24 protein-coding genes are annotated in these 20,271 nt (G+C 72.7%); 20 read left to right on the forward strand and 4 right to left on the reverse strand.

Going from position 1 to position 20,271, the window contains the following annotated elements; translation table 11 throughout:
• The first annotated feature begins 58 nt into the window (after positions 1–58).
• From thrS to ACFPLC_RS33820, 11 genes are all read left to right on the forward strand, one after another.
• The gene (gene thrS, locus ACFPLC_RS33770) at positions 59–2,086 is read left to right on the forward strand and encodes a threonine--tRNA ligase (RefSeq protein ID WP_378191388.1); all 2,028 of its coding nucleotides are present in this window, start codon (positions 59–61) and stop codon (positions 2,084–2,086) included.
• Positions 2,083–2,625 carry an HIT family protein gene (locus ACFPLC_RS33775; RefSeq protein WP_378191386.1) on the forward strand — a complete coding sequence of 181 codons (543 nt, stop codon included), beginning with the start codon at positions 2,083–2,085 and terminating at the stop codon, positions 2,623–2,625. The genes thrS and ACFPLC_RS33775 overlap by 4 nt, the downstream gene beginning before the upstream one ends.
• Positions 2,626–2,759: 134 nt before the next feature.
• Complete coding sequence (locus tag ACFPLC_RS33780; RefSeq protein ID WP_378191384.1) at positions 2,760–3,281, forward strand: MarR family winged helix-turn-helix transcriptional regulator; 522 nt, start codon at positions 2,760–2,762, stop codon at positions 3,279–3,281.
• A gap of 88 nt (positions 3,282–3,369) precedes the next feature.
• A complete protein-coding gene (pgsA, locus tag ACFPLC_RS33785) occupies positions 3,370–3,993 on the forward strand; it encodes a phosphatidylinositol phosphate synthase (RefSeq protein ID WP_378191382.1) in 624 nt (207 codons plus the stop codon).
• Positions 3,990–4,907 (forward strand): phosphatidylinositol mannoside acyltransferase, encoded by a 918-nt coding sequence (locus ACFPLC_RS33790; protein ID WP_378191380.1) that lies wholly within the window; start codon positions 3,990–3,992, stop codon positions 4,905–4,907. The genes pgsA and ACFPLC_RS33790 overlap by 4 nt, the downstream gene beginning before the upstream one ends.
• A gap of 18 nt (positions 4,908–4,925) precedes the next feature.
• Positions 4,926–6,071: a glycosyltransferase family 4 protein gene (locus tag ACFPLC_RS33795; RefSeq protein ID WP_378191549.1), complete on the forward strand. Its 1,146-nt coding sequence runs from the start codon at positions 4,926–4,928 to the stop codon at positions 6,069–6,071.
• A complete protein-coding gene (locus ACFPLC_RS33800) occupies positions 6,068–6,550 on the forward strand; it encodes an NUDIX hydrolase (protein WP_378191377.1) in 483 nt (160 codons plus the stop codon). Before ACFPLC_RS33795 ends, ACFPLC_RS33800 begins: the two co-directional genes overlap by 4 nt.
• 1 nt (position 6,551) lies before the next feature.
• The gene (locus ACFPLC_RS33805) at positions 6,552–6,821 is read left to right on the forward strand and encodes a hypothetical protein (protein ID WP_191306408.1); all 270 of its coding nucleotides are present in this window, start codon (positions 6,552–6,554) and stop codon (positions 6,819–6,821) included.
• Positions 6,818–7,069: a hypothetical protein gene (locus ACFPLC_RS33810; RefSeq protein ID WP_378191374.1), complete on the forward strand. Its 252-nt coding sequence runs from the start codon at positions 6,818–6,820 to the stop codon at positions 7,067–7,069. The genes ACFPLC_RS33805 and ACFPLC_RS33810 overlap by 4 nt, the downstream gene beginning before the upstream one ends.
• A 31-nt stretch (positions 7,070–7,100) precedes the next feature.
• Positions 7,101–7,367, forward strand: coding sequence for a hypothetical protein (locus ACFPLC_RS33815; protein WP_378191372.1), 267 nt, complete (start codon positions 7,101–7,103; stop codon positions 7,365–7,367).
• A 13-nt stretch (positions 7,368–7,380) separates the two neighbouring features.
• A complete protein-coding gene (locus tag ACFPLC_RS33820) occupies positions 7,381–7,884 on the forward strand; it encodes an XdhC family protein (RefSeq protein WP_378191370.1) in 504 nt (167 codons plus the stop codon).
• Between the two features lie 59 nt (positions 7,885–7,943).
• On the opposite strand, the gene ACFPLC_RS33825 is transcribed toward ACFPLC_RS33820, so the two are convergent.
• The gene (locus tag ACFPLC_RS33825) at positions 7,944–10,052 is read right to left on the reverse strand and encodes an elongation factor G-like protein EF-G2 (protein WP_378191368.1); all 2,109 of its coding nucleotides are present in this window, start codon (positions 10,050–10,052) and stop codon (positions 7,944–7,946) included.
• Positions 10,053–10,180: 128 nt separating this feature from the next.
• On the opposite strand from ACFPLC_RS33825, the gene ACFPLC_RS33830 reads away from it, so the two are divergent.
• The 3 genes from ACFPLC_RS33830 (at position 10,181) to pdxS (ending at position 13,599) form a co-directional block, all read left to right on the forward strand.
• Complete coding sequence (locus tag ACFPLC_RS33830; RefSeq protein WP_378191366.1) at positions 10,181–11,569, forward strand: FAD-binding oxidoreductase; 1,389 nt, start codon at positions 10,181–10,183, stop codon at positions 11,567–11,569.
• A gap of 32 nt (positions 11,570–11,601) precedes the next feature.
• Positions 11,602–12,585, forward strand: a complete 984-nt coding sequence (locus tag ACFPLC_RS33835; protein WP_378191364.1) for an ArsR/SmtB family transcription factor — start codon at positions 11,602–11,604, stop codon at positions 12,583–12,585.
• A 90-nt stretch (positions 12,586–12,675) separates the two neighbouring features.
• The gene (pdxS, locus tag ACFPLC_RS33840; RefSeq protein ID WP_378191362.1) at positions 12,676–13,599 is read left to right on the forward strand and encodes a pyridoxal 5'-phosphate synthase lyase subunit PdxS; all 924 of its coding nucleotides are present in this window, start codon (positions 12,676–12,678) and stop codon (positions 13,597–13,599) included.
• Between the two features lie 4 nt (positions 13,600–13,603).
• Here the strand turns inward: pdxS and ACFPLC_RS33845 are convergent, their stop codons facing one another.
• Positions 13,604–13,939, reverse strand: a complete 336-nt coding sequence (locus ACFPLC_RS33845; protein WP_191306787.1) for a cupin domain-containing protein — start codon at positions 13,937–13,939, stop codon at positions 13,604–13,606.
• Positions 13,940–14,009: 70 nt separating this feature from the next.
• On the opposite strand from ACFPLC_RS33845, the gene ACFPLC_RS33850 reads away from it, so the two are divergent.
• A complete protein-coding gene (locus ACFPLC_RS33850) occupies positions 14,010–14,948 on the forward strand; it encodes a helix-turn-helix domain-containing protein (protein WP_378191360.1) in 939 nt (312 codons plus the stop codon).
• Positions 14,949–15,004: 56 nt separating this feature from the next.
• Here ACFPLC_RS33850 and ACFPLC_RS33855 read toward each other — a convergent pair whose 3' ends face one another.
• Positions 15,005–15,925, reverse strand: coding sequence for an NADP-dependent oxidoreductase (locus ACFPLC_RS33855; protein ID WP_378191358.1), 921 nt, complete (start codon positions 15,923–15,925; stop codon positions 15,005–15,007).
• Between the two features lie 105 nt (positions 15,926–16,030).
• On the opposite strand from ACFPLC_RS33855, the gene ACFPLC_RS33860 reads away from it, so the two are divergent.
• Positions 16,031–16,984, forward strand: a complete 954-nt coding sequence (locus ACFPLC_RS33860) for an AraC family transcriptional regulator (RefSeq protein ID WP_378191356.1) — start codon at positions 16,031–16,033, stop codon at positions 16,982–16,984.
• Here the strand turns inward: ACFPLC_RS33860 and ACFPLC_RS33865 are convergent.
• Positions 16,954–17,517, reverse strand: coding sequence for a helix-turn-helix domain-containing protein (locus ACFPLC_RS33865; protein ID WP_378191354.1), 564 nt, complete (start codon positions 17,515–17,517; stop codon positions 16,954–16,956). The genes ACFPLC_RS33860 and ACFPLC_RS33865 overlap by 31 nt on opposite strands.
• A gap of 68 nt (positions 17,518–17,585) precedes the next feature.
• Between ACFPLC_RS33865 and ACFPLC_RS33870 the strand changes: the two genes are divergently transcribed.
• The 4 genes from ACFPLC_RS33870 to ACFPLC_RS33885 all read left to right on the forward strand — a co-directional run bounded on the left by ACFPLC_RS33870 (position 17,586) and on the right by ACFPLC_RS33885 (position 20,171).
• A complete protein-coding gene (locus ACFPLC_RS33870; protein WP_378191352.1) occupies positions 17,586–18,278 on the forward strand; it encodes an AzlC family ABC transporter permease in 693 nt (230 codons plus the stop codon).
• The gene (locus tag ACFPLC_RS33875; protein WP_378191350.1) at positions 18,278–18,598 is read left to right on the forward strand and encodes an AzlD domain-containing protein; all 321 of its coding nucleotides are present in this window, start codon (positions 18,278–18,280) and stop codon (positions 18,596–18,598) included. Before ACFPLC_RS33870 ends, ACFPLC_RS33875 begins: the two co-directional genes overlap by 1 nt.
• Before the next feature lie 155 nt (positions 18,599–18,753).
• Complete coding sequence (gene pdxT, locus ACFPLC_RS33880; protein WP_378191348.1) at positions 18,754–19,374, forward strand: pyridoxal 5'-phosphate synthase glutaminase subunit PdxT; 621 nt, start codon at positions 18,754–18,756, stop codon at positions 19,372–19,374.
• A gap of 41 nt (positions 19,375–19,415) precedes the next feature.
• Positions 19,416–20,171 carry a YebC/PmpR family DNA-binding transcriptional regulator gene (locus tag ACFPLC_RS33885; RefSeq protein ID WP_091310751.1) on the forward strand — a complete coding sequence of 252 codons (756 nt, stop codon included), beginning with the start codon at positions 19,416–19,418 and terminating at the stop codon, positions 20,169–20,171.
• The last annotated feature ends 100 nt before the right edge of the window (positions 20,172–20,271 follow it).

Genomic DNA, 20,271 nt, shown 5'->3' on the forward strand with positions numbered 1-20,271 from the left:
ACACCGACGACTAGCATCGACGGCGTCATCTCTGTCACTCCAGCTTGAGGAGCCGATCGTGTCCCAGTCGCCCCCCGTTTCCCCCGTGGCCGCCTCCCGCGTGGTGGTACCGGCGGGCACTACGGCGGGCGCGGCGGTCCGCGAAGCCGGTCTGCCGACCAAGGGCGCGGACACGATCGTCGTGGTCCGCGACGCCGACGGGAAGCTGCGCGACCTCGCCTGGGCGCCGGAGGCCGACGCCGAGGTCGAGCCGGTCGCGGCGAACACCGAGGACGGCCGCAGCGTCATCCGCCACTCGGCCGCGCACGTGCTCGCCCAGGCCGTGCAGCAGCAGTTCCCGGACGCCAAGCTCGGCATCGGCCCGCCGGTCAAGGACGGTTTCTACTACGACTTCGCCGTCGACAAGCCGTTCACCCCGGAGGACCTGCAGGCGCTCGAAAAGCGCATGAAGCAGATCGTGAAGGGCGCCCAGCAGTTTTCGCGGCGCGTTTTCGACTCCGTCGACGAGGCCAAGAAGGAACTGGCGGACGAGCCGTTCAAGCTCGAGCTCGTCGACCTGAAGTCCGAAGTGGACACCGCCGAGGTGATGGAGGTCGGTGAGGGCGAACTCACCATCTACGACAACCTCGACCCGCGCACCAAGGAACGTGTCTGGAGTGACCTCTGCCGCGGCCCGCACGTGCCGACGACGAAGTTCATCCCGGCGTTCAAGCTCACCCGCGTCGCCGCCGCGTACTGGCGGGGCAGCGAGAAGAACCCGCAGCTGCAGCGGATCTACGGCACGGCGTGGGAGTCGGCCGAGGCGCAGGACGCCTACCTCGAGCGCATCGCCGAGGCCGAGCGCCGCGACCACCGCAAGCTGGGCGCCGAGCTCGACCTGTTCTCCTTCCCCGAGGAGATCGGCTCCGGCCTGCCGGTGTTCCACCCGAAGGGCGGCATCATCCGCCGCGAGCTGGAGAACTACTCGCGCCGCCGCCACGAGGAGGCCGGCTACGAGTTCGTGAACACCCCGCACATCAGCAAGGGCGAGCTGTTCCACACCTCCGGCCACCTGCCCTACTACGCGGACACGATGTTCCCGCCGGTGCAGTTCGACGAGGAGAACTACTACCTCAAGGCCATGAACTGCCCGATGCACAACCTGATCTTCCGCTCGCGCGGGCGGTCCTACCGCGAGCTGCCGCTGCGGCTGTTCGAGTTCGGCACCGTCTACCGCTACGAGAAGTCCGGCGTGGTGCACGGCCTCACCCGCGTGCGCGGCCTGACGATGGACGACTCGCACATCTACTGCACCAAGGAACAGATGCCGGGCGAGCTCAAGTCGCTGCTCAAGTTCGTCCTCGACCTGCTCGCCGACTACGGCCTTTCCGACTTCTACCTCGAGCTGTCCACCCGCGGTGACTCCGACAAGTTCATCGGCGAGGACTGGGAGTGGGAGGAGGCCACCGAGACGCTGCGGCAGGCGGCGATCGACTCCGGCCTCGAGCTGGTCCCGGACCCGGGCGGCGCGGCCTTCTACGGCCCGAAGATCTCGGTGCAGGCCAAGGACGCCATCGGCCGCACCTGGCAGATGTCGACCATCCAGCTCGACTTCAACCAGAACAAGCGGTTCGAGCTCGAGTACACCGCGCCCGACGGCTCGCGCCAGCGCCCGGTGATGATCCACCGCGCGCTGTTCGGCTCGATCGAGCGCTTCTTCGGCGTGCTGACCGAGCACTACGCGGGTGCGTTCCCGGCGTGGCTCTCGCCGGTGCAGGTGGTCGGCATCCCGATCACCGCCGACCAGGTGGAGTACCTGCAGGACGTCGAGAAGGCGTTGCGCACCAAGGGGATCCGCGCCGAGGTCGACGCGAGCGACGACCGGATGCAGAAGAAGATCCGCACGCACACCACGCAGAAGGTGCCGTTCATGCTGCTGGCCGGCGCGAAGGACGTCGAGGCGGGTGCGGTGTCGTTCCGCTTCCGCGACGGCGGCCAGATCAACGGCGTGCCGGTGGAGAAGGCGGTGGCGGCGATCGCGGAGTGGGTCGCGCGCCGCGAAAACGCGTCGCCGTCGGCCGACGCGCTGGAGACGATCGTTCGGTGAGCGAGGGTCCCGAGCTCGTCGAGCAGCAGGGCATCGGGGTCCAGGACGCCTTCCAGCGCCTCTGGACCCCGCACCGGATGGCCTACATCAAGGGCCAGGACAAGCCGGACGGCGACGAGGAGCCCGGCTGCCCGTTCTGCCGGATCCCCGCGCTGGACGACAAAACCGGCCTGATCGTCGCGCGCGGCGACCTCGTGTTCGCGGTGCTGAACCTGTACCCGTACAACCCGGGGCACCTGATGGTGGTGCCGTACCGGCACGTCGCGGACTACACCGAACTGACGGTCGAGGAGACGCGCGAGGTCGCCGAATTCACGCAGCACGCGATGAAGGTGATCCGCGCGGTGTCCGGCGCGCACGGGTTCAACATCGGCCTGAACCAGGGCCACATCGCGGGCGCGGGGATCGCCGCGCACCTGCACCAGCACCTGGTGCCGCGGTGGGGCGGCGACGCGAACTTCATGCCGATCATCGGCCAGACGAAGGTGCTGCCGCAGCTGCTGGGGGAGACGAGGGACCTGCTCGCCGACGGGTGGTGAGCTCCCGGCCACGCAGTGAATGACTCATTCCTGACGTCGGACGCCAGGAATGAGTCATTCACTGCGTCCGGATCGCAATGGTCCGACCGGGGAAAACTCCTGATTGAGTGTTCAACCGAGAGTATGATGGGGTTATGTCCGGAACCCGATGGCTCAGCGACCACGAACAGCGCGTCTGGCGTGAGTTCAACGCGGCCACTCGCATGCTCAGCGCGCACCTCGAAGGCCAGCTGCAGCACGACTCGGGCATGCCGCACACCTACTACGAAGTCCTCGTGGCGCTCTCCGAAGCCGAAGACCGCCGGCTTCGGATGAGCGAACTCGCCGACGCGCGGCAGGCGTCCCGCAGCCGCCTTTCGCACGCCGTCGCGCGGCTGGAGGCGAACGGGTGGGTGCGGCGCGAGGCGTGCCCGACCGACAAGCGCGGTGCCTGGGCGGTGCTGACCGACGCCGGTTTCGCCGCGCTCGAGGCGGCCGCGCCGGGGCACGTCGAGGCCGTCCGCGAAAGCCTGTTCGACCCGCTGACGCCGGAGCAGGTGACGGCGCTCGGGGAGATCAGCGCGGCGATCCGCCGTCAACTGTCGCCGAAGTGCGCCGCCGCGGTGGCCGCCGAAGAGGCGCGGGAGCACGAGGGCCAGCTCACGAAATCGCGCTGACCCGGGGCGGCGCGTCGGGGCCGCGCACGTGGGTGGATAGGCTGCATTCGCCCACCCGACCCTCGTAGCCAGGTGCCTCGACGAACCGATGCTCAATATCTTCGCGCGTGCCTCCGTCTCCCGCGTCACCGATCCGATCGGCCAGGCGCTGGTTCGCGCCGGGCTGACCCCCAACGTGATGACCGTGCTCGGCACCGCCGGCGCGGTCGTCTGCGCGCTCGCCTTCTTCCCCACCGACCACCTGCTGTGGGGCACCTTCACGGTGTGGGGCTTCGCCATGCTCGACCTGCTCGACGGCGCCATGGCCCGCGCCCGCGGCTACGGCACCCCGTTCGGCGCGGTGCTCGACGCCACCTGCGACAGGCTGGTCGACGGAGCCCTGTTCGCCGCCATCGCGTGGTGGTGCTTCGTCGTCGACGACAACCACCCGGCCGCCGCCGCGGCGCTGCTGTGCCTGGTGCTCGCCCAGGTCATCTCCTACGTCAAGGCCCGCGCGGACGCCTCCGGCCTGCCGGTCGACGGCGGGCTCGTCGAGCGCGCCGAGCGGCTGATCATCGCGCTGGTCGGCACCGGCCTGCACGGCTTCGGCATCCCGTACACCGTGGACGTGACGCTCTGGCTGCTCGCGGTCCTGTCGGTGGTCACGCTGCTGCAGCGCACCGCCGCGGTGGCGAAGGCGGCCCGCGAGGCCGCCGGGGAGCAACGGGCATGAGCAAGCTGAGCGAGCGGCTGAGCGCTTTCGGCTACGCGGCCGGGTGGAAGCTCGCCGGCTGGCTGCCCGCCGGGTTCGGCGGCACGGTCTTCTCGCTCGGCGCGGACCTCGCCGTCCGCCACGACGGCGGGGGCGTGCGGCAGCTGCGCGCGAACCTCGCCCGCGTGGTGCCGCAGGCCGACCCGGTCGAGCTCGACGAGCTGACCCGGCGGGCGATGCGCTCGTACGCCCGGTATTGGCACGAGACGTTCCGGCTGCCGTCGATGGACCACAAGGAGGTCAGCGCCAAGGTCGCGGCGTCGATCACCGGGGTGGAAAACCTGGACGCGGCGCTGGCCGAGGGCAACGGCGCGGTGATGGCGCTGCCGCACAGCGGCAACTGGGACATCGCCGGCGTCTGGCTGGCCGACTACCTCGGCGGCTTCACGACCGTGGCGGAGCGGCTGAAGCCGGAGTCGCTCTACCGCCGGTTCGCCGAGTACCGGGAGTCGCTCGGCTTCGAGATCGTGCCGCTCACCGGCGACAGCTCGGCGATGCGCGTGCTGCTGAAACGCCTGCGCGAAAACAAGGCCGTCTGCCTGGTCGGCGACCGCGACCTGACCACCAGCGGCATCCCGGTGAAGTTCTTCGGCGAGAAGGCCCGCTTCCCCGGTGGGCCGGCGCGGCTGGCGGCGACGACCGGCGCGGCGCTGATCCCGGCCGGCTGCTGGTTCACCGAGGACGGCTGGCAGATCCGGCTGCACCCGCGGATCCGGGTCACCGCGCGGGCCGAGGTCCCGGCCGCGACCCAGGCACTGGCGGACATCTTCGCCGGCGACATCGCCGCGCACCCGGCCGACTGGCACATGGTGCAGAAGTTCTGGCCCGCCGATCTCGAGGCCGCCGAGCAGGCAAGCCTCGAAGAAGCGAGCTGAGCGGTGGCCACGCGGCCGATGCGGGTCGGGATCGTGTGCCCCTACTCCTTCGATGTGCCCGGCGGGGTCCAGGGGCACGTGATCGACCTGACGAAGGCGCTGCTCGCGCGCGGGCACCAGGTGTCCGTGCTGGCGCCCGCCGACGAGGACGCGGAGCTGCCGGAGTTCGTGCACCCCGCCGGGAAGGCGCTGGGGATCCCGTACAACGGCTCGGTCGCGCGGCTGCAGTTCGGCCCGGTGTCCTACGCACGGGTGCGGCGCTGGATCCGCGAAGGCGACTTCGACGTCCTGCACCTGCACGAACCCGCCGCGCCGAGCCTGTCGCTGCTGGCGCTGCTCATCGCCGACGGCCCGATCGTGGCGACCTTCCACACCGCGACCACACGCTCGCGCACCCTCTCGGCGTTCCAGCCCGTGCTGCGGCCGCTGCTGGAGAAGATCACCGCACGGATCGCCGTGTCCGCGCTGGCCCGCCGCGTCCAGGTCGAGCACGCGGGCGGGGACGCCGTGGAGATCCCCAACGGCGTCGACGTCGGGTTCTTCTCCTCGGCACTGCCCCTGCCGGGCTACCCGCGGGCCGGGGGCACGGTCGGGTTCGTCGGCCGGTTCGGCGAGCCGCGCAAAGGCATGGGCGTGCTGCTCGAGGCGCTGCGGATGCTCCTGCCGGAGTTCGAGGAGCTGCGGCTGGTCGTGGTCGGCCGGGGCGACGAAGAGCAGCTGCGCCGCGACGCCGGGCCGGAGCTGGCCCCGCACCTGGAGCTGCTGGGCCAGGTCGACGACGCCACGAAGGCGCGGGCGTTGCGCAGCGTCGACGTCTACTGCGCGCCCAACACCGGCGGCGAGAGCTTCGGCATGATCCTCACCGAGGCGATGGCGGCCGGAACCCCGGTGCTGGCCAGCGGGCTCGACTCGTTCCGGCGGGTGCTCGACGACGGCCGCGCCGGCCTGCTCGTCGAGACCGGTGACCCGGCCGCGCTCGCGGACGGGCTGCGCGAGCTGCTCGGCGACCCCGCGCGCCGGGCGTCGCTGGCCGCGGCGGCGGGGGAGCGCGTCACGATGTACGACTGGTCGGTGGTGGCCACGCAGGTGCTGCGCGTCTACGAGACCGCGGTCGCGGCCGACCCGCGGCGGGTCGCGGCGCCGGAGCGGGAGCTCGCCCGGTGAGCGTGCTCGGCTGGCTGCTCCCGCTACTGGCGCTGGTGGTGGTGCTCGGCGGCCTCTTCCTGGTCGCGACGGCGAACCGGCTCGACCGGCTGCACGTCCGCACGGACGCCGGGTGGGCCGCGCTGGAGTCGGCGTTGGCCCGCCGGGCGGTGGTGGCGCGCGCGGTGGCGTCGGTGCTGGGCTCCCCGGGCCTGCGGACCTGCGCGGAACGCGCCGAGGCGGCACCGCGGAGCGAGCGCGAAGCGGCGGAGAACGAGCTGACGCTGGAGCTGGGCCGCGTCGACCGGGCGTGCCTGCCGGCCGAGCTGGCCGAGGAGCTGACCGACGCCGAGCACCGGGTGGTGATCGCCCGCCGCGTCCACAACGACGCCGTCCGCGACACGCTGCGGCTGCGGCGGCGCCGGAAGGTGCGGTACTTCCGCCTCGCGGGGACCGCGCCGTTGCCGGAGTACTTCGAATTCGCGGAGCCGGAGGTCTGACATGTGGTGGGTGGTCGTCGAAGAACAGCGCGGCGGCGGGGACGCGCGCGCCTGGAACGTCACCAAGACGAAGCCGGCCGGAGCGGACCGCGAGCACGCCGACGAGGTGGCGCGGCGGCTGGCGTTCTCGCACGAACCCGTGCACCCGTCGGCGGTGAAGGAGCGGAAGGTGCTGCGGGTGGGCGACGGCTACCTGGTGATCGCGACCGGCCGGACGCAGACGTTCCACTTCCGCGTGACGCTCGGCGAGACCGTGGCGGAACCGGCATGACCTGGTGGGTGGTCGTCGAGGAACAGCGCACCACGGAGCGGAACTGGACGATGTCGGAGCGGTACTCGTTCGCCGACCAGGAGACCGCCGAAGCGGAGGCGCTGCGGCTGGCGCGTGAGTACCAGCCGGCCTACCCGTGGTCGCCGAAGTCGCGGAAGGTGCTGCGGGGCCCGGGCGGGTACGTGGTGATCGTCGAGGGCCGGACGTCGACGTTCCACTTCCGGCTGAGCGTGCTCGAAGAGATCTGAACCGCCGCGGGCTCCGCCGCGTCGGATCGGCATGAGCACGTGGTGGGTGGTCGTCGAAGAGCAGGGCGGTGCGGGGGACGGGCGCGGCTGGGGCGTCGCCGACGCGGCGGGGTACCCGGACCGCGACACCGCGTTCGGCGAGGCGTTCCTGCTGGCCAAGCAGCACCGGCCGCCACGGCCGTCGTCGCCGCAGAAGCGGGTCGTGCTGCGGATCAGCGACGGGTACCTGGTGCTGGTCAAGGGCAGGACGGACGTGTGGCAGTTCCGCGTGACGGTGGGCGAGCAGGCCGGCGGCTGACACACTGGGCGGCATGAGTGAGACCTGCGACGTCGCCCACGGCACGGCTCCGGCCGACCCGGGAGTGCGGACACTGGTGGCGGTGTTCGCGTCGCCGGTTTCCCGGTTCTTGCTGAAGTTCGCGAAGGACCTCGGCTACCACGTCGCGCTCTACGAGCCCGATCCCGCCCGCGTCACCGACGTGCCCGAGGGCTTCGAGGCGGACACCGTGCTGCCGCCGCTCGACGCGTCCGCGGACGTGGTCGTCACCGACCACCACCGGCCCGAGCTGGGGCCGGTGCTGAAGGCCGCGCTCGAGGGGAACCCGCGGTGGGTGGGCGTGCTCGGCAACCCGCGTCACCCCGGCCCGCACGTGGCCGCGCTGCAGGGCCTCGGCGTGCCGGAGGCCGACATCGCCCGCGTGCACCGCCCGGTCGGGCTGAACATCGGCTCCCGCACCCCGCCGGAGATCGCCCTGGCCACCCTCGCGGGCCTGCTCGCCGACCGCAACGACCGCCCCGGCGGCTTCGACTTCTGACCCGACCCGGTCGTGAGTGAGAAACAGTGTTCTAACCCTGTTTCTCACTCACGAGCGGGTCAGTGGACGGCCACTCCTTCCGGCATCGGCTCGAAGCGGGCGTGGCGGCGGGTGAACGTGGCCGTGCCCGAGGTCATCGAACGCAGGTCGATCAGGTAGCGGACCAGTTCCGTGGCGGGGACCTCCGCGCGGATCACCGTCCGGCCGCCCTCGCCCGCCTCGGTGCCCAGGACGCGGCCGCGGCGGGACGAGAGGTCGCCCAGCACGGTGCCCAGGTGCTCGTCCGGCAGCCGGATCGCCACTTCCTCCAGAGGCTCCAGCATCGTGAGGTGGCCGTTCGCGGCGGCCTCCCGCAGGGCCAGGGCGCCCGCCGTCTGGAACGCCGCGTCCGAGGAGTCGACGCTGTGCGCCTTGCCGTCGACCAGGGTGACCTTGACGTCGACCACCGGATGACCGTCGGCGAGGCCGCGCGCCAGCTGGGCCCGCACGCCCTTCTCCACGCTGGGGATGAACTGGTGCGGCACCGCGCCGCCGACGACCTTGTCGACGAACTGGAACCCGCCGCCGCGCGGCAGCGGTTCGACCTCGATGTCGCAGACGGCGAACTGGCCGTGCCCGCCGGACTGCTTCACGTGCCGCCCGTGGCCCTTGGCCGGCTTGCTGAACGTCGAGCGCAGGCTGATCTTCACCGGTTCGGTGTCGACGTCGGCGCCGCCCGCGCGCAGCCGCGAGAGCACGACGTCGGCGTGGGCCTCGCCCATGCACCACAGCACCAGCTGGCCGGTCTCGGCGTTGCGGTCCAGCCGCAGCGTCGGGTCGCCGGCGACGAGCCGGGAAAGGTTGCGGGCCAACGTGTCCTCGTCGCTGCGGGTCTTCGCGACGACCGCCACCGGCAGCAGCGGTTCCGGCATCGCCCAGGGCTCCATGAGCAGCGGGTCGTCGGGGGAGGAGACGGTGTCGCCGGTCTCGGCCGAGCCGACCTTCGTCAGCGCGCAGAGGTCACCCGCGACGCAGAAGGGCACTTCCCGCAGGGAGGAGCCGAGCGGGGAATAGAGGTGCGCGACGCGCTCGTCGGCGTCGTGGTCTTCGTGGCCGCGCTCGGCGAGGCCGTGCCCGGACACGTGCACCGGCCGCTCGGGCCGCAGCGTCCCGGAAAACACCCGGACGAGGGACACCCGGCCGACGTAGGAGTCCACCGCCGTCCGGACGACCTCCGCGGCGAGGGGGCCCGCAGGGTCGGCGGTGATCGCGGCGTGCTCGCCGCCGTCGGGCGTGGTGACGTCGGGGGGCCGGTGCTCCAGCGGGGAGGGGAACGCGCGGACGATGCCGTCGAGCACCTCGGCCAGGCCGATCCCGCTGGTCGAGCACACCGGGATGACCGGGTGGAAGGACCCGCGGGCGACCGCGGTCTCCAGGTCGGCGATGAGGGTGGCTTCCGCGATTTCCTCGCCGGCGAGGTAACGGTCCATCAAGGACTCGTCCTCGCTCTCGGCGATGATCCCTTCGATCAGCTCGTTGCGTGCCTCGGCGATCCGCTCCAGCTCGGCGGCGGCGGGCTCGCCGATCGTCGGCGGGTACCCGCCGGAGTAGTCGAAGTACCGCTGGGTGATCAGCCCGACCAGGCCGTCGCCCGCCGGGAGGTACAGCGGCAGCACGCCGGCGCCGAACGCGGCCTGGCAGGCGGCGATCTCGGCCGTCGCGTCGGCCCGGTGGTGGTCGAGCCGGGAGACGACGACCGCGCGCGGCATCCCGACCGCGGCGCACTCCTCCCACACCGCGACCGTGGCCGCGTCGACGCCCTCGGCGGCGGAGACGACGAACAGCGCCGCGTCGGCCGCGCGCAGCCCGGCCCGCAGCTCCCCGACGAAGTCCGCGTACCCGGGCGTGTCGATCAGGTTGATCTTGTGGCCCTGGTGCAGCACCGGCGCGACCGCGAGGCCGACCGAGCGCTGCTGGCGGACCGCCGCCGGGTCGTGGTCGCACACCGTCGTGCCGTCGACCACCGAGCCCGCCCGCGGCACCGTGCCGGAGGCGGCGAGCAGGGCTTCGGCGAGGGTGGTCTTCCCGGACCCGGCCGGGCCGACGAGCACGACGTTGCGGACCTTGGCGGGGTCGTCCACAGCGACGGCGGCCCCGGTGTCGGCGTTCTTGGCTTGTTTGTCGGCCATGACGACTCCTCGGCGAACGGCTGGTGTACGGGATGTGTCCTCGATCACACACCCGCTACCCTGGTCACGGCAAGGCAAGGCCCCCGGGACCAGCCGAATGCCCCGGGGCGCGGGCAGGCGGGAGCGGCATGGACAGGCAGGGGTTCCCGTCGGCGGCCGACTGGGAGCGGCTGCGCGGCCGGCTGGCCGGGCCCCTGTTCCGGCCGGGTGAACCGGGCTACGCGACCGCCCGGCGGTGCTTCTTCACGATGTTCGACGACCGGAGACCGGCCGCCGTCGTCGGTGCGGCGCGCGTCGAGGACGTCCAGGCCGCCGTCGGCTTCGCGGCCCGGCACGGCTTGCCGCTCGCCGCCCGCGGCGGCGGGCACAGCTACCCCGGCTATTCCACTGTGGACGGCGGGATCGTGGTGGACCTCGGCCGGTTCTCCGGCATCGAGGTGCGCCCGGACGGGCGGGCCGTGCTCGGCGGCGGGACCCGGCTGGGACCGGTCGCGGCGGCGCTGGCCGCCGCCGGCCGCGTGCTGCCCGCCGGGCTCTGCGGGGCCGTGGGCATCGCCGGGCTCACCCTCGGCGGCGGGATCGGCGTGGTCGACCGCAAGTACGGGCTGACGTGCGACCACCTCGAAGCGGCGCGGATCGTCACCGCCGACAGCCGGGTGCGCACGGTTTCGGCGACGGCGGAACCGGACCTGTTCTGGGCGCTGCGCGGCGGGGGCGGCGGGAACTTCGGGATCGTCACCGCGTTCACCTTCCGGACCGTTCCGGCCACCGACCTCGCCACCTACCGGCTGGAGTTCCCGGCCGCCGCGCGGGCCGCGTTGTTCGGCGCCTGGCAGGACTGGCTGCCCGGGATGCCGGACGAGCTGTGGTCCGGCATCGAGTTCGCGCCCGGCCGCACCGCGCTCGCCGGGACCTTCGCCGGTCGCGAGACCCGGCTGGCCGGCCTGCTGGACGACCTCGTCCGCCGGATCGGCACCCGGCCGTCCGCCCGGCGGACCCGGGAGCTGGACCACCTGAGCGCGGTGCGCTCCTTCGACGTGCGGGACTCCCGGCCAGGGCTCCGCGAGGCCTACACCGGCACCTCGCGCATGCTGACGCGGCCGGCCGCCGACCCGGCGGCGGTGACCGAGGTGGTGACCCGCGACCCGGGCGTCACCACGCTGATCGACTCCGCCGGCGGCGCGATCGCCCGCGTCGGCGCCCGGGAAACGGCGTTCCCGCACCGGTCCGCGCTGGCGAGTTTCCAGTTCCTGCACGACGCCGCGCCCGAAGACGGCGGCGAAGCCGGGGCCCGGCGCGCGCTGGCCGCCGTGCGCGACGGGCTGGGCCCGGAGTTCGGCACCACCGGGTACGTCAACTACCTCGATCCGGACCTGCCGGACTGGGCGCAGGCGTACTACGGGGTGAACCTGCCGCGGCTGCGTGCGATCGCCCGGAAGTACGACCCGGACGGGGTTTTCGCCTTCCCGCAAGGGCTTTCCGGGGCCCGCTCGACTGTCCACACGGGAGCGTCCTAGACTGCGCCGGATCCCGCCGGCAGGAGGCAGCGTTGCTCGACCTGGCATTCTCCACAGAGGACCTCGCGCACACCCGGTTCGCGTTCTCCCCGGCCTGGGAGATCGTCGCCAGCGTCCGCGTCCTCAACGCCCCGGGGCAGCACGCCCTGCACCTGCCGTGGATCAAGCGCGCCACCACGGCGCTCGACGAGGCCGGCCTGGACATCGGGCTGCTGCGCGAGCTCGTCCCGCCGCGGCACCTGCCCGGGTTCCTGGCCGGGACGCCGTCGACGCCGCTGCCCGAACTGGCCGACGAGCTCGCCGACCTGCGGGACGTGCCCGCCCGCCTGGTCCGGCGCGAACTGGACGCGATGAGCGGGCCGCGTTCGCCCGCGCTGAACCGATTCCACCGCGAGCCGGAGGCGGGACTGGAGCGGCTCGCGACGCTGATGGAGCGGTACTGGCAGCTCGTGCTGGCCCCCGACTGGCCGCGGATCCGGGCCCTGCTCGAAGCCGACGTGCTGTACCGGTCCCGGCTGCTGGCCCAGGGCGGGGCCGCCGAGCTGTTCAACGACCTCACCCCGCTGGTCCGCTGGCAGGGCGGCACGCTCACGGTGGCGCACCGGCACCTGCACGCCGCCGTCCCGCTCGACGGGCGCGGTCTCGTGCTGGTGCCCTCGGCGTTCGTCTGGCCGCGGGTGTTCTCCAAGACCGACGCGCGCTGGCAGCCGGTGCTGCGCTACCCGCCGCGCGGGATCGCCACGCTGTGGGAGACCGGCACGGCCACCGCACCCGGCGCGCTGGCCGCCGTGGTGGGCCGCGGCCGCGCGATGCTGCTGGCCGAACTGGCCGCCCCGGCGTCCACCGCCGAACTGGCCCGCCGGACCGGGCTGAGCGCCGGCGCTGTGTCGCAGCACCTCGGCGTACTCAAGGCTGCGGGCCTGGTCAACCGCCATCGTGCTGGACGTCACGTGCTCTATGTGCGCACTTCGCTCGCGGAAGCCCTGGTCGCGGGGACCGGCGAAGTGGACTGCTGAGATACCCGCGTACTGGCCTGCTTCAAGGGTCCACCGCGGTCCTACCCTCGGACTCGTCACCCCCTGTTCTCCTTGTGGAAAGGCCTCGTCGTGTCCGAGCAGCAGCCCACCCCCTCCAGCGGCACCGTCCAGTCCGTCACCGGCACCGCCAAGGTGAAGCGCGGCATGGCCGAGATGCTCAAGGGCGGCGTGATCATGGACGTGGTCACCGCCGAGCAGGCCAAGATCGCCGAAGACGCCGGCGCGGTCGCGGTGATGGCCCTAGAGCGCGTGCCCGCCGACATCCGCGCCCAGGGCGGCGTCGCCCGGATGAGCGACCCCGACCTGATCGACGGCATCATCGAGGCCGTCTCGATCCCGGTGATGGCCAAGGCCCGCATCGGCCACTTCGTCGAGGCGCAGGTCCTGCAGTCCCTCGGCGTCGACTACGTGGACGAGTCCGAGGTCCTCACCCCCGCCGACTACGCCAACCACATCGACAAGTGGGCGTTCACCGTTCCCTTCGTCTGCGGCGCGACCAACCTCGGCGAGGCGCTGCGCCGGATCACCGAGGGCGCGGCGATGATCCGCTCCAAGGGTGAGGCCGGCACCGGTGACGTCTCCAACGCGACCACGCACATGCGCAAGATCCGGCAGGAGATCCGTCGCCTGCAGAACCTGCCCGAGGACGAGCTGTTCGTCGCGGCGAAGGAGCTGCAGGCGCCGTACGAGCTGGTGAAGGAGGTCGCCGAGGCCGGAAAGCTGCCGGTGGTGCTGTTCACCGCGGGCGGCATCGCCACCCCGGCCGACGCGGCGATGATGATGCAGCTCGGCGCCGAGGGCGTGTTCGTCGGCTCGGGCATCTTCAAGTCCGGCAACCCGGCCCAGCGCGCCGAGGCGATCGTCAAGGCGACGACGTTCTACGACGACCCGGACGTCCTGGCCAAGGTCTCGCGCGGCCTCGGCGAGGCGATGGTCGGCATCAACGTCGAAGAACTGCCGGAGCCGCACCGCCTCGCCGAGCGCGGCTGGTGACGTTCTAGCCCTCGGGGTAGAAGAGGAACAGCGTGCAGCCGGTGGCACTGGCGGGCACGTGCCAGGAGCCGGCCGGGGCGTGCAGGAACGTTCCGGCCGGATGGCTCCGGGCACCGTCGTCGAAGGTGCCGGCGACGACGTAGACCTCTTCCGGGCCGGGCTCGTGCACGTCCCGGTGCGGCCAGGACGTGCCGGGGTCCATTTCCAGGACGCCGGCGTGGGCGCCGTTCGCGCCCGTCCACAGTGGACGAAGCCGGACACCGGGGAACAGCTCGCGCACGGGAGCGTCGGCGACGGACACGGACGTGTAGCCCTCCTGGGCGAGGATTTCCGGATGCATGGCACCACCGTGCCGGGCGCCGCCGCGGCGGGACAGCGTCCGGAACGACACCGTGGGATACTTTCCTGCCATGCATCGCGTGGTGGCCCTCGTGCGGCCGGTGCAGTCGACGTTCGAGCTCGGCGTCGCCGCCGAGGTGTTCGCGACCCCGCGGGCCGGGATTCCCGGGCACTACGAGTTCGCGGTGTGCGCCGAGACGCCGGGGCCGGTCGCGACGACGGCCGGGTACGCGATGGCCGTCCCGCACGGCCTCGAGGCGCTGGAGACCGCGGACACCGTGCTCGTCCCGGGCTGGGCGCCGGTGGAGGCGCCGCTGCCGGTCGGCGTGCGGCGGGCGCTCCTCGCGGCGCACGCGCGCGGCGCCCGGCTCGTCACGATCTGCTCGGGGGTGTTCGCGCTCGCCCGCACGGGACTGCTGGACGGCCGTTCGGCGACGACGCACTGGGCGCGGGCCGACCAGCTGCGGCGGGAGTTCCCGAAGGTCAGCGTGGAACCGGACGTCCTCTACGTCGACCACGGCGACGTCGCCACGAGCGCCGGGGCGGGCGCCGGCTTCGACCTGTGCCTGCACCTGGTCCGGAAAGACCACGGAGCCGCGTACGCGGCCCTGCTCGCGCGGCACATGGTGCTGCCGCCGCACCGCGAAGGCGGCCAGGCGCAGTACGCGCCGCCGCCCGATCCGGACGACGGCGAACTGGACGGCCTGCTGGAGTGGGCCGGTGCGCGCCTCGGCACGCCGTTGTCGGTGGGGGAGCTGGCCGCGCACTTGAACGTTTCCCCGCGGACGCTGGCCCGGCGCTTCGCCGACCGGCTCGGGACGAGCCCGGGCGCGTGGCTGCTGGCCCGCCGGGTGGCGGCGGCGCGCACGCTGCTCGAGGAGACGGACCTGCCGGTGGAGGCGATCGCGGCCCGCGTCGGCCTGGCCTCGGCGGTCAACCTGCGGCGCCGGTTCCGCGAGCGCGTCGGCACCACGCCGGGTGCTTACCGGCGGGCGTTCCGGGCGCCGTAGACGTCGTTCCGGCCGGCGGGCCCCGTGGACGGCCCGTCCACGGGGCCGGTCCGGCTTCAGGGAATGAGCACGATCTTGCCGCGCGAGTGGCGGCGCATCAGGTCGCGGTAGGCCGCGCGGACCTCGGCGAGCGGGTAGGTGGCGGCGATCGGGACCTCGAGTTCGCCCGCCTCCACCAGCTTGACGAGCTCGCCCAGCACCTCGACGGTCGCGGACCCGGCCATGCCGCCGGCCTGGACGCCGGTGCGCGCCGCGCCGGCGAAGTCGATGATCGTGGTGATCCGGTCCTTCGCCACGCCGAGCTCCAACGCCAGGTCGAGGTAGCCGTCGCCGAAGTTGTCGATGAACGCGTCGACGCCGTCCGGTGCGGCCGCGCGGATCCGGTCCCGCACGCCGTCGCCGTAGGTCACCGGCAGCACGCCGTGCGCCCGCAGCCAGGCGTGGTTGGCCTCGCCCGCCAGGCCGATGACGGTGGCGCCGGCGTGGCGCAGCAACTGCACGGTCAGCGAACCGACCCCGCCCGCGGCGCCCGCGACGACGACCGTGTCGCCCGGCCCGGCCCCGACGGCCCGCACGTTCGCGTGCGCCGTGGTGCCCGCGACGAACAGCGAACCGCCGACCTCCCACGGCACCGAAGGCGGACGCGGCACGAGGTGCGCTGCCGGGACCACGACCAGCTCGGCGTGGCTGCCGCGGGTGTCCACCCAGCCGATCACCTCGTCGCCGGGGGACCACGTGGGGACCGCCGAGCCGGCCTCCTCGACCACGCCGGCCAGGTCGCTGCCCTCGCCGGAGGGGAACGTCGCCGGCCAGCGCTCGTGGAGCGCGCCGATCCGGATCGTGTTCTCGCCCGGGTTGATCCCGGCGGCCCGCACGCGCACCAGCACCTCGCCGGCCGATGGCGACGGCCGGGGCACGTCCCGCACCTCGAGGACGTCGATGTCGCCGTAGTTGTCGAACCGCACTGCCTGGGGCATCTCGCCCCTCCTTCCGGATTCCTGGTTACTGGACACAGGAAACCCGAGCCGGAAGTCATGATCCATGCTGGATTCGCGCGAAAAAATATGCGATCGTCTCAGGGCGTGGACGTCCTCACAGACCTGCTGCAGCGCTCGAGGGCCCGCGGCGCCGCGTTCTCGCACTCGACGGCGCGCGGTGACTGGGGCATCGAGTTCCCTACCGGCGCCAAGCTCGCGATCCACGGCATCCTCGGCGGTGAGGCGTTCGCGTGGACCGAAGACCCGGCGCGCGCCCGCCACGTGCTGCCCGGCGACGTCGTCCTGGTCCGCGGCCCGGTGCGGCAGTTCATGGCCCACACGCCGGGCGCCGGTGTGGAGCCGTTCCTCTACCACCCCGCCGACGCGGGCGCGGGCCCGCGCCGCATGAGGTTCGGCGCGGAAGCGGGTGACCCGACCACGTTCTTCTGCGGCGCGTACACCTTCGACGGCGAGCTCTGCGCGGGGCTGCTGGCCGGGCTGCCGGACCTGACCGTGGTGCGCCCGCGGGCCGGGTCGAGCCTGCGGGCGATCCTCGACGTGTTCGCCGCCGAGATCCTCGGTGACGCGCCGGGGCAGCAGGCACTGCTGGACAGCCTGCTCGACGTCGTCCTGGTGCAGGTGCTGCGCGAACAGCTCGCCGCCGACCTGCAGACGGCGCCCGCGTGGTTCCGCGCGATGGACGACCCGGCGGTCGGGGCCGCGCTGCGCGCGGTCCACGAGGCGCCGGCCCGCGCGTGGACGGTCGCGGACCTCGCCGAAGAGGCGTCGCTCTCGCGCGCGACCTTCGCCCGGCGGTTCACCGGGCTGCTCGGCGTGGCCCCGCTGACCTACGTCGCCGACTGGCGCATGGCGCTGGCCCGCGAGCAGCTGCGCGACGGCGACGCCGGTCTCGCCGCGATCGCGCACTCGCTGGGCTACTCCTCGGAGTTCGCGTTCGCCGCGGCGTTCAAACGCCACCACGGGACGCCGCCCGGACGCTGGCGCGCGTCGAAGGCGGGCACGGTGCCTCAGATGTACTCGGAGATCTCGACGCCGTAGGTGCCCGGTTCGAGGGCTTCGAAGATGTGCGGGACGTCGCCGGGGTAGCAGATGTAGTCCCCCGGCAGGAGTTCCTCCGGGCTGTCCATGACGCCGATGCGGGCGCGGCCGGCGCACAGCACGATGTGCTCGACCACCCCGCTCATGTGCGGGTCGGAGCGCCGGGGCGTGCCCGGCTCGCCCCGCACCACATAGATGTCGCGGCGGGCGCCGGTGGGGCAGGCCGACAGCAGCGTGCACGCGTAGTCGGAGTGCTCGGCGAAGACCGTCGGCCCCTTGCCCGCGCGGACCACCCGGACCTTGGGGCGTTCCGGTTCGACGAGCCGGGAAAAGGGGACGTCGAGAGCGACGCCGAGGGCCCAGAGCGTCTCGACGCTGGGGTTGCCGGTGCCCGACTCGAGCTGCGAGAGCGTCGACTTGGCCAGGCCGGCGCGGCGCGCGACCTCGGTCAGGGAAAGCCCGGCGCGGGTCCGTTCGCGGCGCAGCGACGCCGCGATGATCTCCAGCGGCGCCCCGGCGGCTTCCTGAGACATCCTGTTCGCTCCATCGGTCGTTCTGTTCGCCTTGACGAACACGGGGGCCTGTGTTCACCATAGAACACATGCGTTCGATATGGCGAACACTCGATCGGGGCCTCGCCCGTGACATCGGCCTGGTCTGTCTCGCCGATTGTCTCGTGGGCGTCTCCTACGGCGCCATCGCGGTGAGCTCCGGCTTCCCGCTGTGGCTGCCGATGCTGATGTCGCTGCTGGTCTTCGCCGGGGCGTCCCAGTTCATGTTCATCGGGATCGTGGCCGCGGGCGGCAACCCGTTCGCCGCGGTGCTGGCCGGCCTGCTGGCGAACGCCCGCCACCTGCCGTTCGGCTTCGCGGTCGGAGACGCGGTGGGACGGCGCCGGGTGACCCGGGCGCTCGGCAGCCACCTGATGAGCGACGAGACGGTGGCGTTCGCGATGGCCCAGGACGACGCCCCGCGTCGCCGCGCGGCCTACTGGGCGTGCGGGCTGGGCATCTTCGTCTTCTGGAACACGGGCGTCCTGGTCGGCGCGTACGCCGGGACGGCGATCAGCGACACGGACGCGTTCGGCCTGGACGCGGCGTTCCCGGCGGTGCTGCTGGCGCTGGTGCTGCCCTCGCTGCGCGACAAGGCGGCCCGGTTGCCGGTGCTGATCGGGGTCCTGGTCGCCCTGGTCGCGACACCGTTCCTGCCGGCCGGGCTGCCGGTGCTGCTCGCGCTGGCCGGCGTGCTGGCCGGGGTGGCGGCCAAGGATCCCGAACTGGAGGAGGCCCGCTGATGGACGGGACGGAACTGCTGGTCGCGACCGCGGTGCTGGCGGTGGGCACGTTCGCGTTCCGGTTCGCCGGGCCGGTGCTGCGCAGCCGGGTGAAGCTGACGCCGCGGGCGGAGCGGCTGATGGCCCTGGCGGCGGTGGTGCTGCTGGCGGCGCTGGTGGCGGTGAGCGCGCTGACGGAGGGGCACGGGTTCGCGGGCATCGCCCGGCCGTCCGGGGTGCTGGTGGCCGGGGTGCTGGCGTGGCGGAAGGCCCCGTTCGCGCTGGTGGTGGTGGCCGCCGCGGCGACGGCGGCCCTGCTGAGGCTGGCCGGCGTCCCCTGACCCGGACGCAGTGAATGACTCATTCCTGACGCTGGACGCCAGGAATGAGTCATTCACTGCGGGGGAGCCGGGGGACCGGCCTGACCTGCCGGGGAGTGCTCGGGCGAGGGCGTCTAGGCTGGTGGGAAGGTCTTTCGGGAGGTGGGGTGGCGGGAGTGTCTTCGGAACCGGTCATCGGTGTGCTCGCCATGCAGGGCGCCGTGCGCGAGCACGTCGCCATGCTGGCCGAAGCGGGCGCGCGCGCCGTGCCCGTCCGCCGGGCCGCCGAACTCTCCGAAGTGGACGGTCTGGTGCTGCCCGGCGGCGAGTCCACCACCATGTCGCGGCTGCTGGAGAGCTTCGAACTCCTCGAGCCGCTGCGAGCGCGGATCGCCGAGGGGCTGCCCGCGTTCGGCTCGTGCGCCGGGATGATCCTGCTGGCGCGGCAGACCCTCGACGGGCGGCCCGACCAGCAGCAGCTCGGCGGGCTCGACGTCGTCGTCCGGCGCAACGCCTTCGGCAGGCAGGTCGACTCGTTCGAGGCCGACCTGGACTTCACGGGGATCGCCGACCGGCCCGTGCACGCGGTGTTCATCCGCGCTCCCTGGGTCGAGAAGGCCGGTGACGGCGTCGAGGTGCTGGCCACCGTCAGCGGCGTGCCCGGCGTCGACGAGGACACCGCTAGGATCGTCGCGGTCCGGCAAGGGGCGGTGCTGGCGACCGCGTTCCACCCGGAACTCACGCCCGACGTGCGGGTGCACCGGCTGTTCGTCGACCTCGTGCGAAAGGCTGCCTGAGACGCGGTGCCCGGCCGGGGTACGGAACAGATGGAGGAGAGATGAGCGGCCACTCCAAGTGGGCCACCACGAAGCACAAGAAGGCCAACCTCGACGCGAAGCGCGGCAAGCTCTTCGCGCGGTTGATCAAGAACATCGAGGTGGCCGCCCGCACGGGCACCGGTGGTGGCGACCCGGATGGCAACCCCACGCTCTACGACGCCATCCAGAAGGCGAAGAAGAACTCGGTCCCGCAGGACAACATCGAGCGCGCCCGCAAGCGCGGCGCCGGTGAAGAGGCCGGTGGCGCCGACTGGCAGACCATCACCTACGAAGGCTACGGCCCGAACGGCGTCGCCGTCCTGATCGAGTGCCTCACCGACAACCGCAACCGCGCCGCGTCGGAGGTCCGCACCGCTTTGACGCGCAACGGCGGCTCGCTCGCCGACCCCGGCTCGGTGGCCTACCTGTTCAACCGCAAGGGCGTCGTCCTGATGCCCAAGGGTGACGCGGCCGAGGACGACGTCCTCATGGCGGTCCTCGACGCGGGCGCCGAAGAGGTCAACGACCTCGGCGAGAGCTTCGAAATCGTCTCCGAGGCGACCGACCTGGTGCCGGTCCGCAAGGCGCTGCAGGACGCCGGCTTCGAATACGAGTCGGCCGACCTGACGTTCCTGCCGTCGGTCAGCGTCCCGCTCGACGCCGACGGCGCGAAGAAGGTCTTCAAGCTCATCGACGCCCTCGAAGACTGCGACGACGTACAGAACGTGTACGCGAACTTCGACGTCTCCGACGAGGTGCTCGCCGAAGTCGGCTGAGTTTTCCCTTGCGCCGTTTTCCCTTGCGCCGCAACGCTCTCATGCCCGGGCCGGAAACTTTTCCGGTCCGGGCACTGGGCTGAAGGCGGGCCGTCGGGCA

Origin of the sequence: Amycolatopsis plumensis (assembly GCF_042652605.1) — a bacterium.
In the GTDB taxonomy this organism is placed as follows: domain Bacteria; phylum Actinomycetota; class Actinomycetes; order Mycobacteriales; family Pseudonocardiaceae; genus Amycolatopsis; species Amycolatopsis plumensis.

What these genes read in the sequence shown, in the direction of transcription:
- ACFPLC_RS33820 (WP_378191370.1), top strand. Translation starts at nt 7,381, where the DNA reads ATGAGTGAGACCTGCGACGTCGCCCACGGCACGGCTCCGGCCGACCCG.
- ACFPLC_RS33850 (WP_378191360.1), top strand. Translation starts at nt 14,010, where the DNA reads ATGCATCGCGTGGTGGCCCTCGTGCGGCCGGTGCAGTCGACGTTCGAG.
- ACFPLC_RS33870 (WP_378191352.1), top strand. Translation starts at nt 17,586, where the DNA reads ATGCGTTCGATATGGCGAACACTCGATCGGGGCCTCGCCCGTGACATC.
- ACFPLC_RS33885 (WP_091310751.1), top strand. Translation starts at nt 19,416, where the DNA reads ATGAGCGGCCACTCCAAGTGGGCCACCACGAAGCACAAGAAGGCCAAC.
- ACFPLC_RS33810 (WP_378191374.1), top strand. Translation starts at nt 6,818, where the DNA reads ATGACCTGGTGGGTGGTCGTCGAGGAACAGCGCACCACGGAGCGGAAC.
- ACFPLC_RS33795 (WP_378191549.1), top strand. Translation starts at nt 4,926, where the DNA reads ATGCGGGTCGGGATCGTGTGCCCCTACTCCTTCGATGTGCCCGGCGGG.
- ACFPLC_RS33805 (WP_191306408.1), top strand. Translation starts at nt 6,552, where the DNA reads ATGTGGTGGGTGGTCGTCGAAGAACAGCGCGGCGGCGGGGACGCGCGC.
- ACFPLC_RS33830 (WP_378191366.1), top strand. Translation starts at nt 10,181, where the DNA reads ATGGACAGGCAGGGGTTCCCGTCGGCGGCCGACTGGGAGCGGCTGCGC.
- ACFPLC_RS33815 (WP_378191372.1), top strand. Translation starts at nt 7,101, where the DNA reads ATGAGCACGTGGTGGGTGGTCGTCGAAGAGCAGGGCGGTGCGGGGGAC.
- ACFPLC_RS33790 (WP_378191380.1), top strand. Translation starts at nt 3,990, where the DNA reads ATGAGCAAGCTGAGCGAGCGGCTGAGCGCTTTCGGCTACGCGGCCGGG.
- ACFPLC_RS33855 (WP_378191358.1), bottom strand. Translation starts at nt 15,925, where the DNA reads ATGCCCCAGGCAGTGCGGTTCGACAACTACGGCGACATCGACGTCCTC.
- pgsA (WP_378191382.1), top strand. Translation starts at nt 3,370, where the DNA reads ATGCTCAATATCTTCGCGCGTGCCTCCGTCTCCCGCGTCACCGATCCG.
- ACFPLC_RS33875 (WP_378191350.1), top strand. Translation starts at nt 18,278, where the DNA reads ATGGACGGGACGGAACTGCTGGTCGCGACCGCGGTGCTGGCGGTGGGC.
- ACFPLC_RS33865 (WP_378191354.1), bottom strand. Translation starts at nt 17,517, where the DNA reads ATGTCTCAGGAAGCCGCCGGGGCGCCGCTGGAGATCATCGCGGCGTCG.
- ACFPLC_RS33780 (WP_378191384.1), top strand. Translation starts at nt 2,760, where the DNA reads ATGTCCGGAACCCGATGGCTCAGCGACCACGAACAGCGCGTCTGGCGT.
- ACFPLC_RS33845 (WP_191306787.1), bottom strand. Translation starts at nt 13,939, where the DNA reads ATGCATCCGGAAATCCTCGCCCAGGAGGGCTACACGTCCGTGTCCGTC.
- ACFPLC_RS33825 (WP_378191368.1), bottom strand. Translation starts at nt 10,052, where the DNA reads ATGGCCGACAAACAAGCCAAGAACGCCGACACCGGGGCCGCCGTCGCT.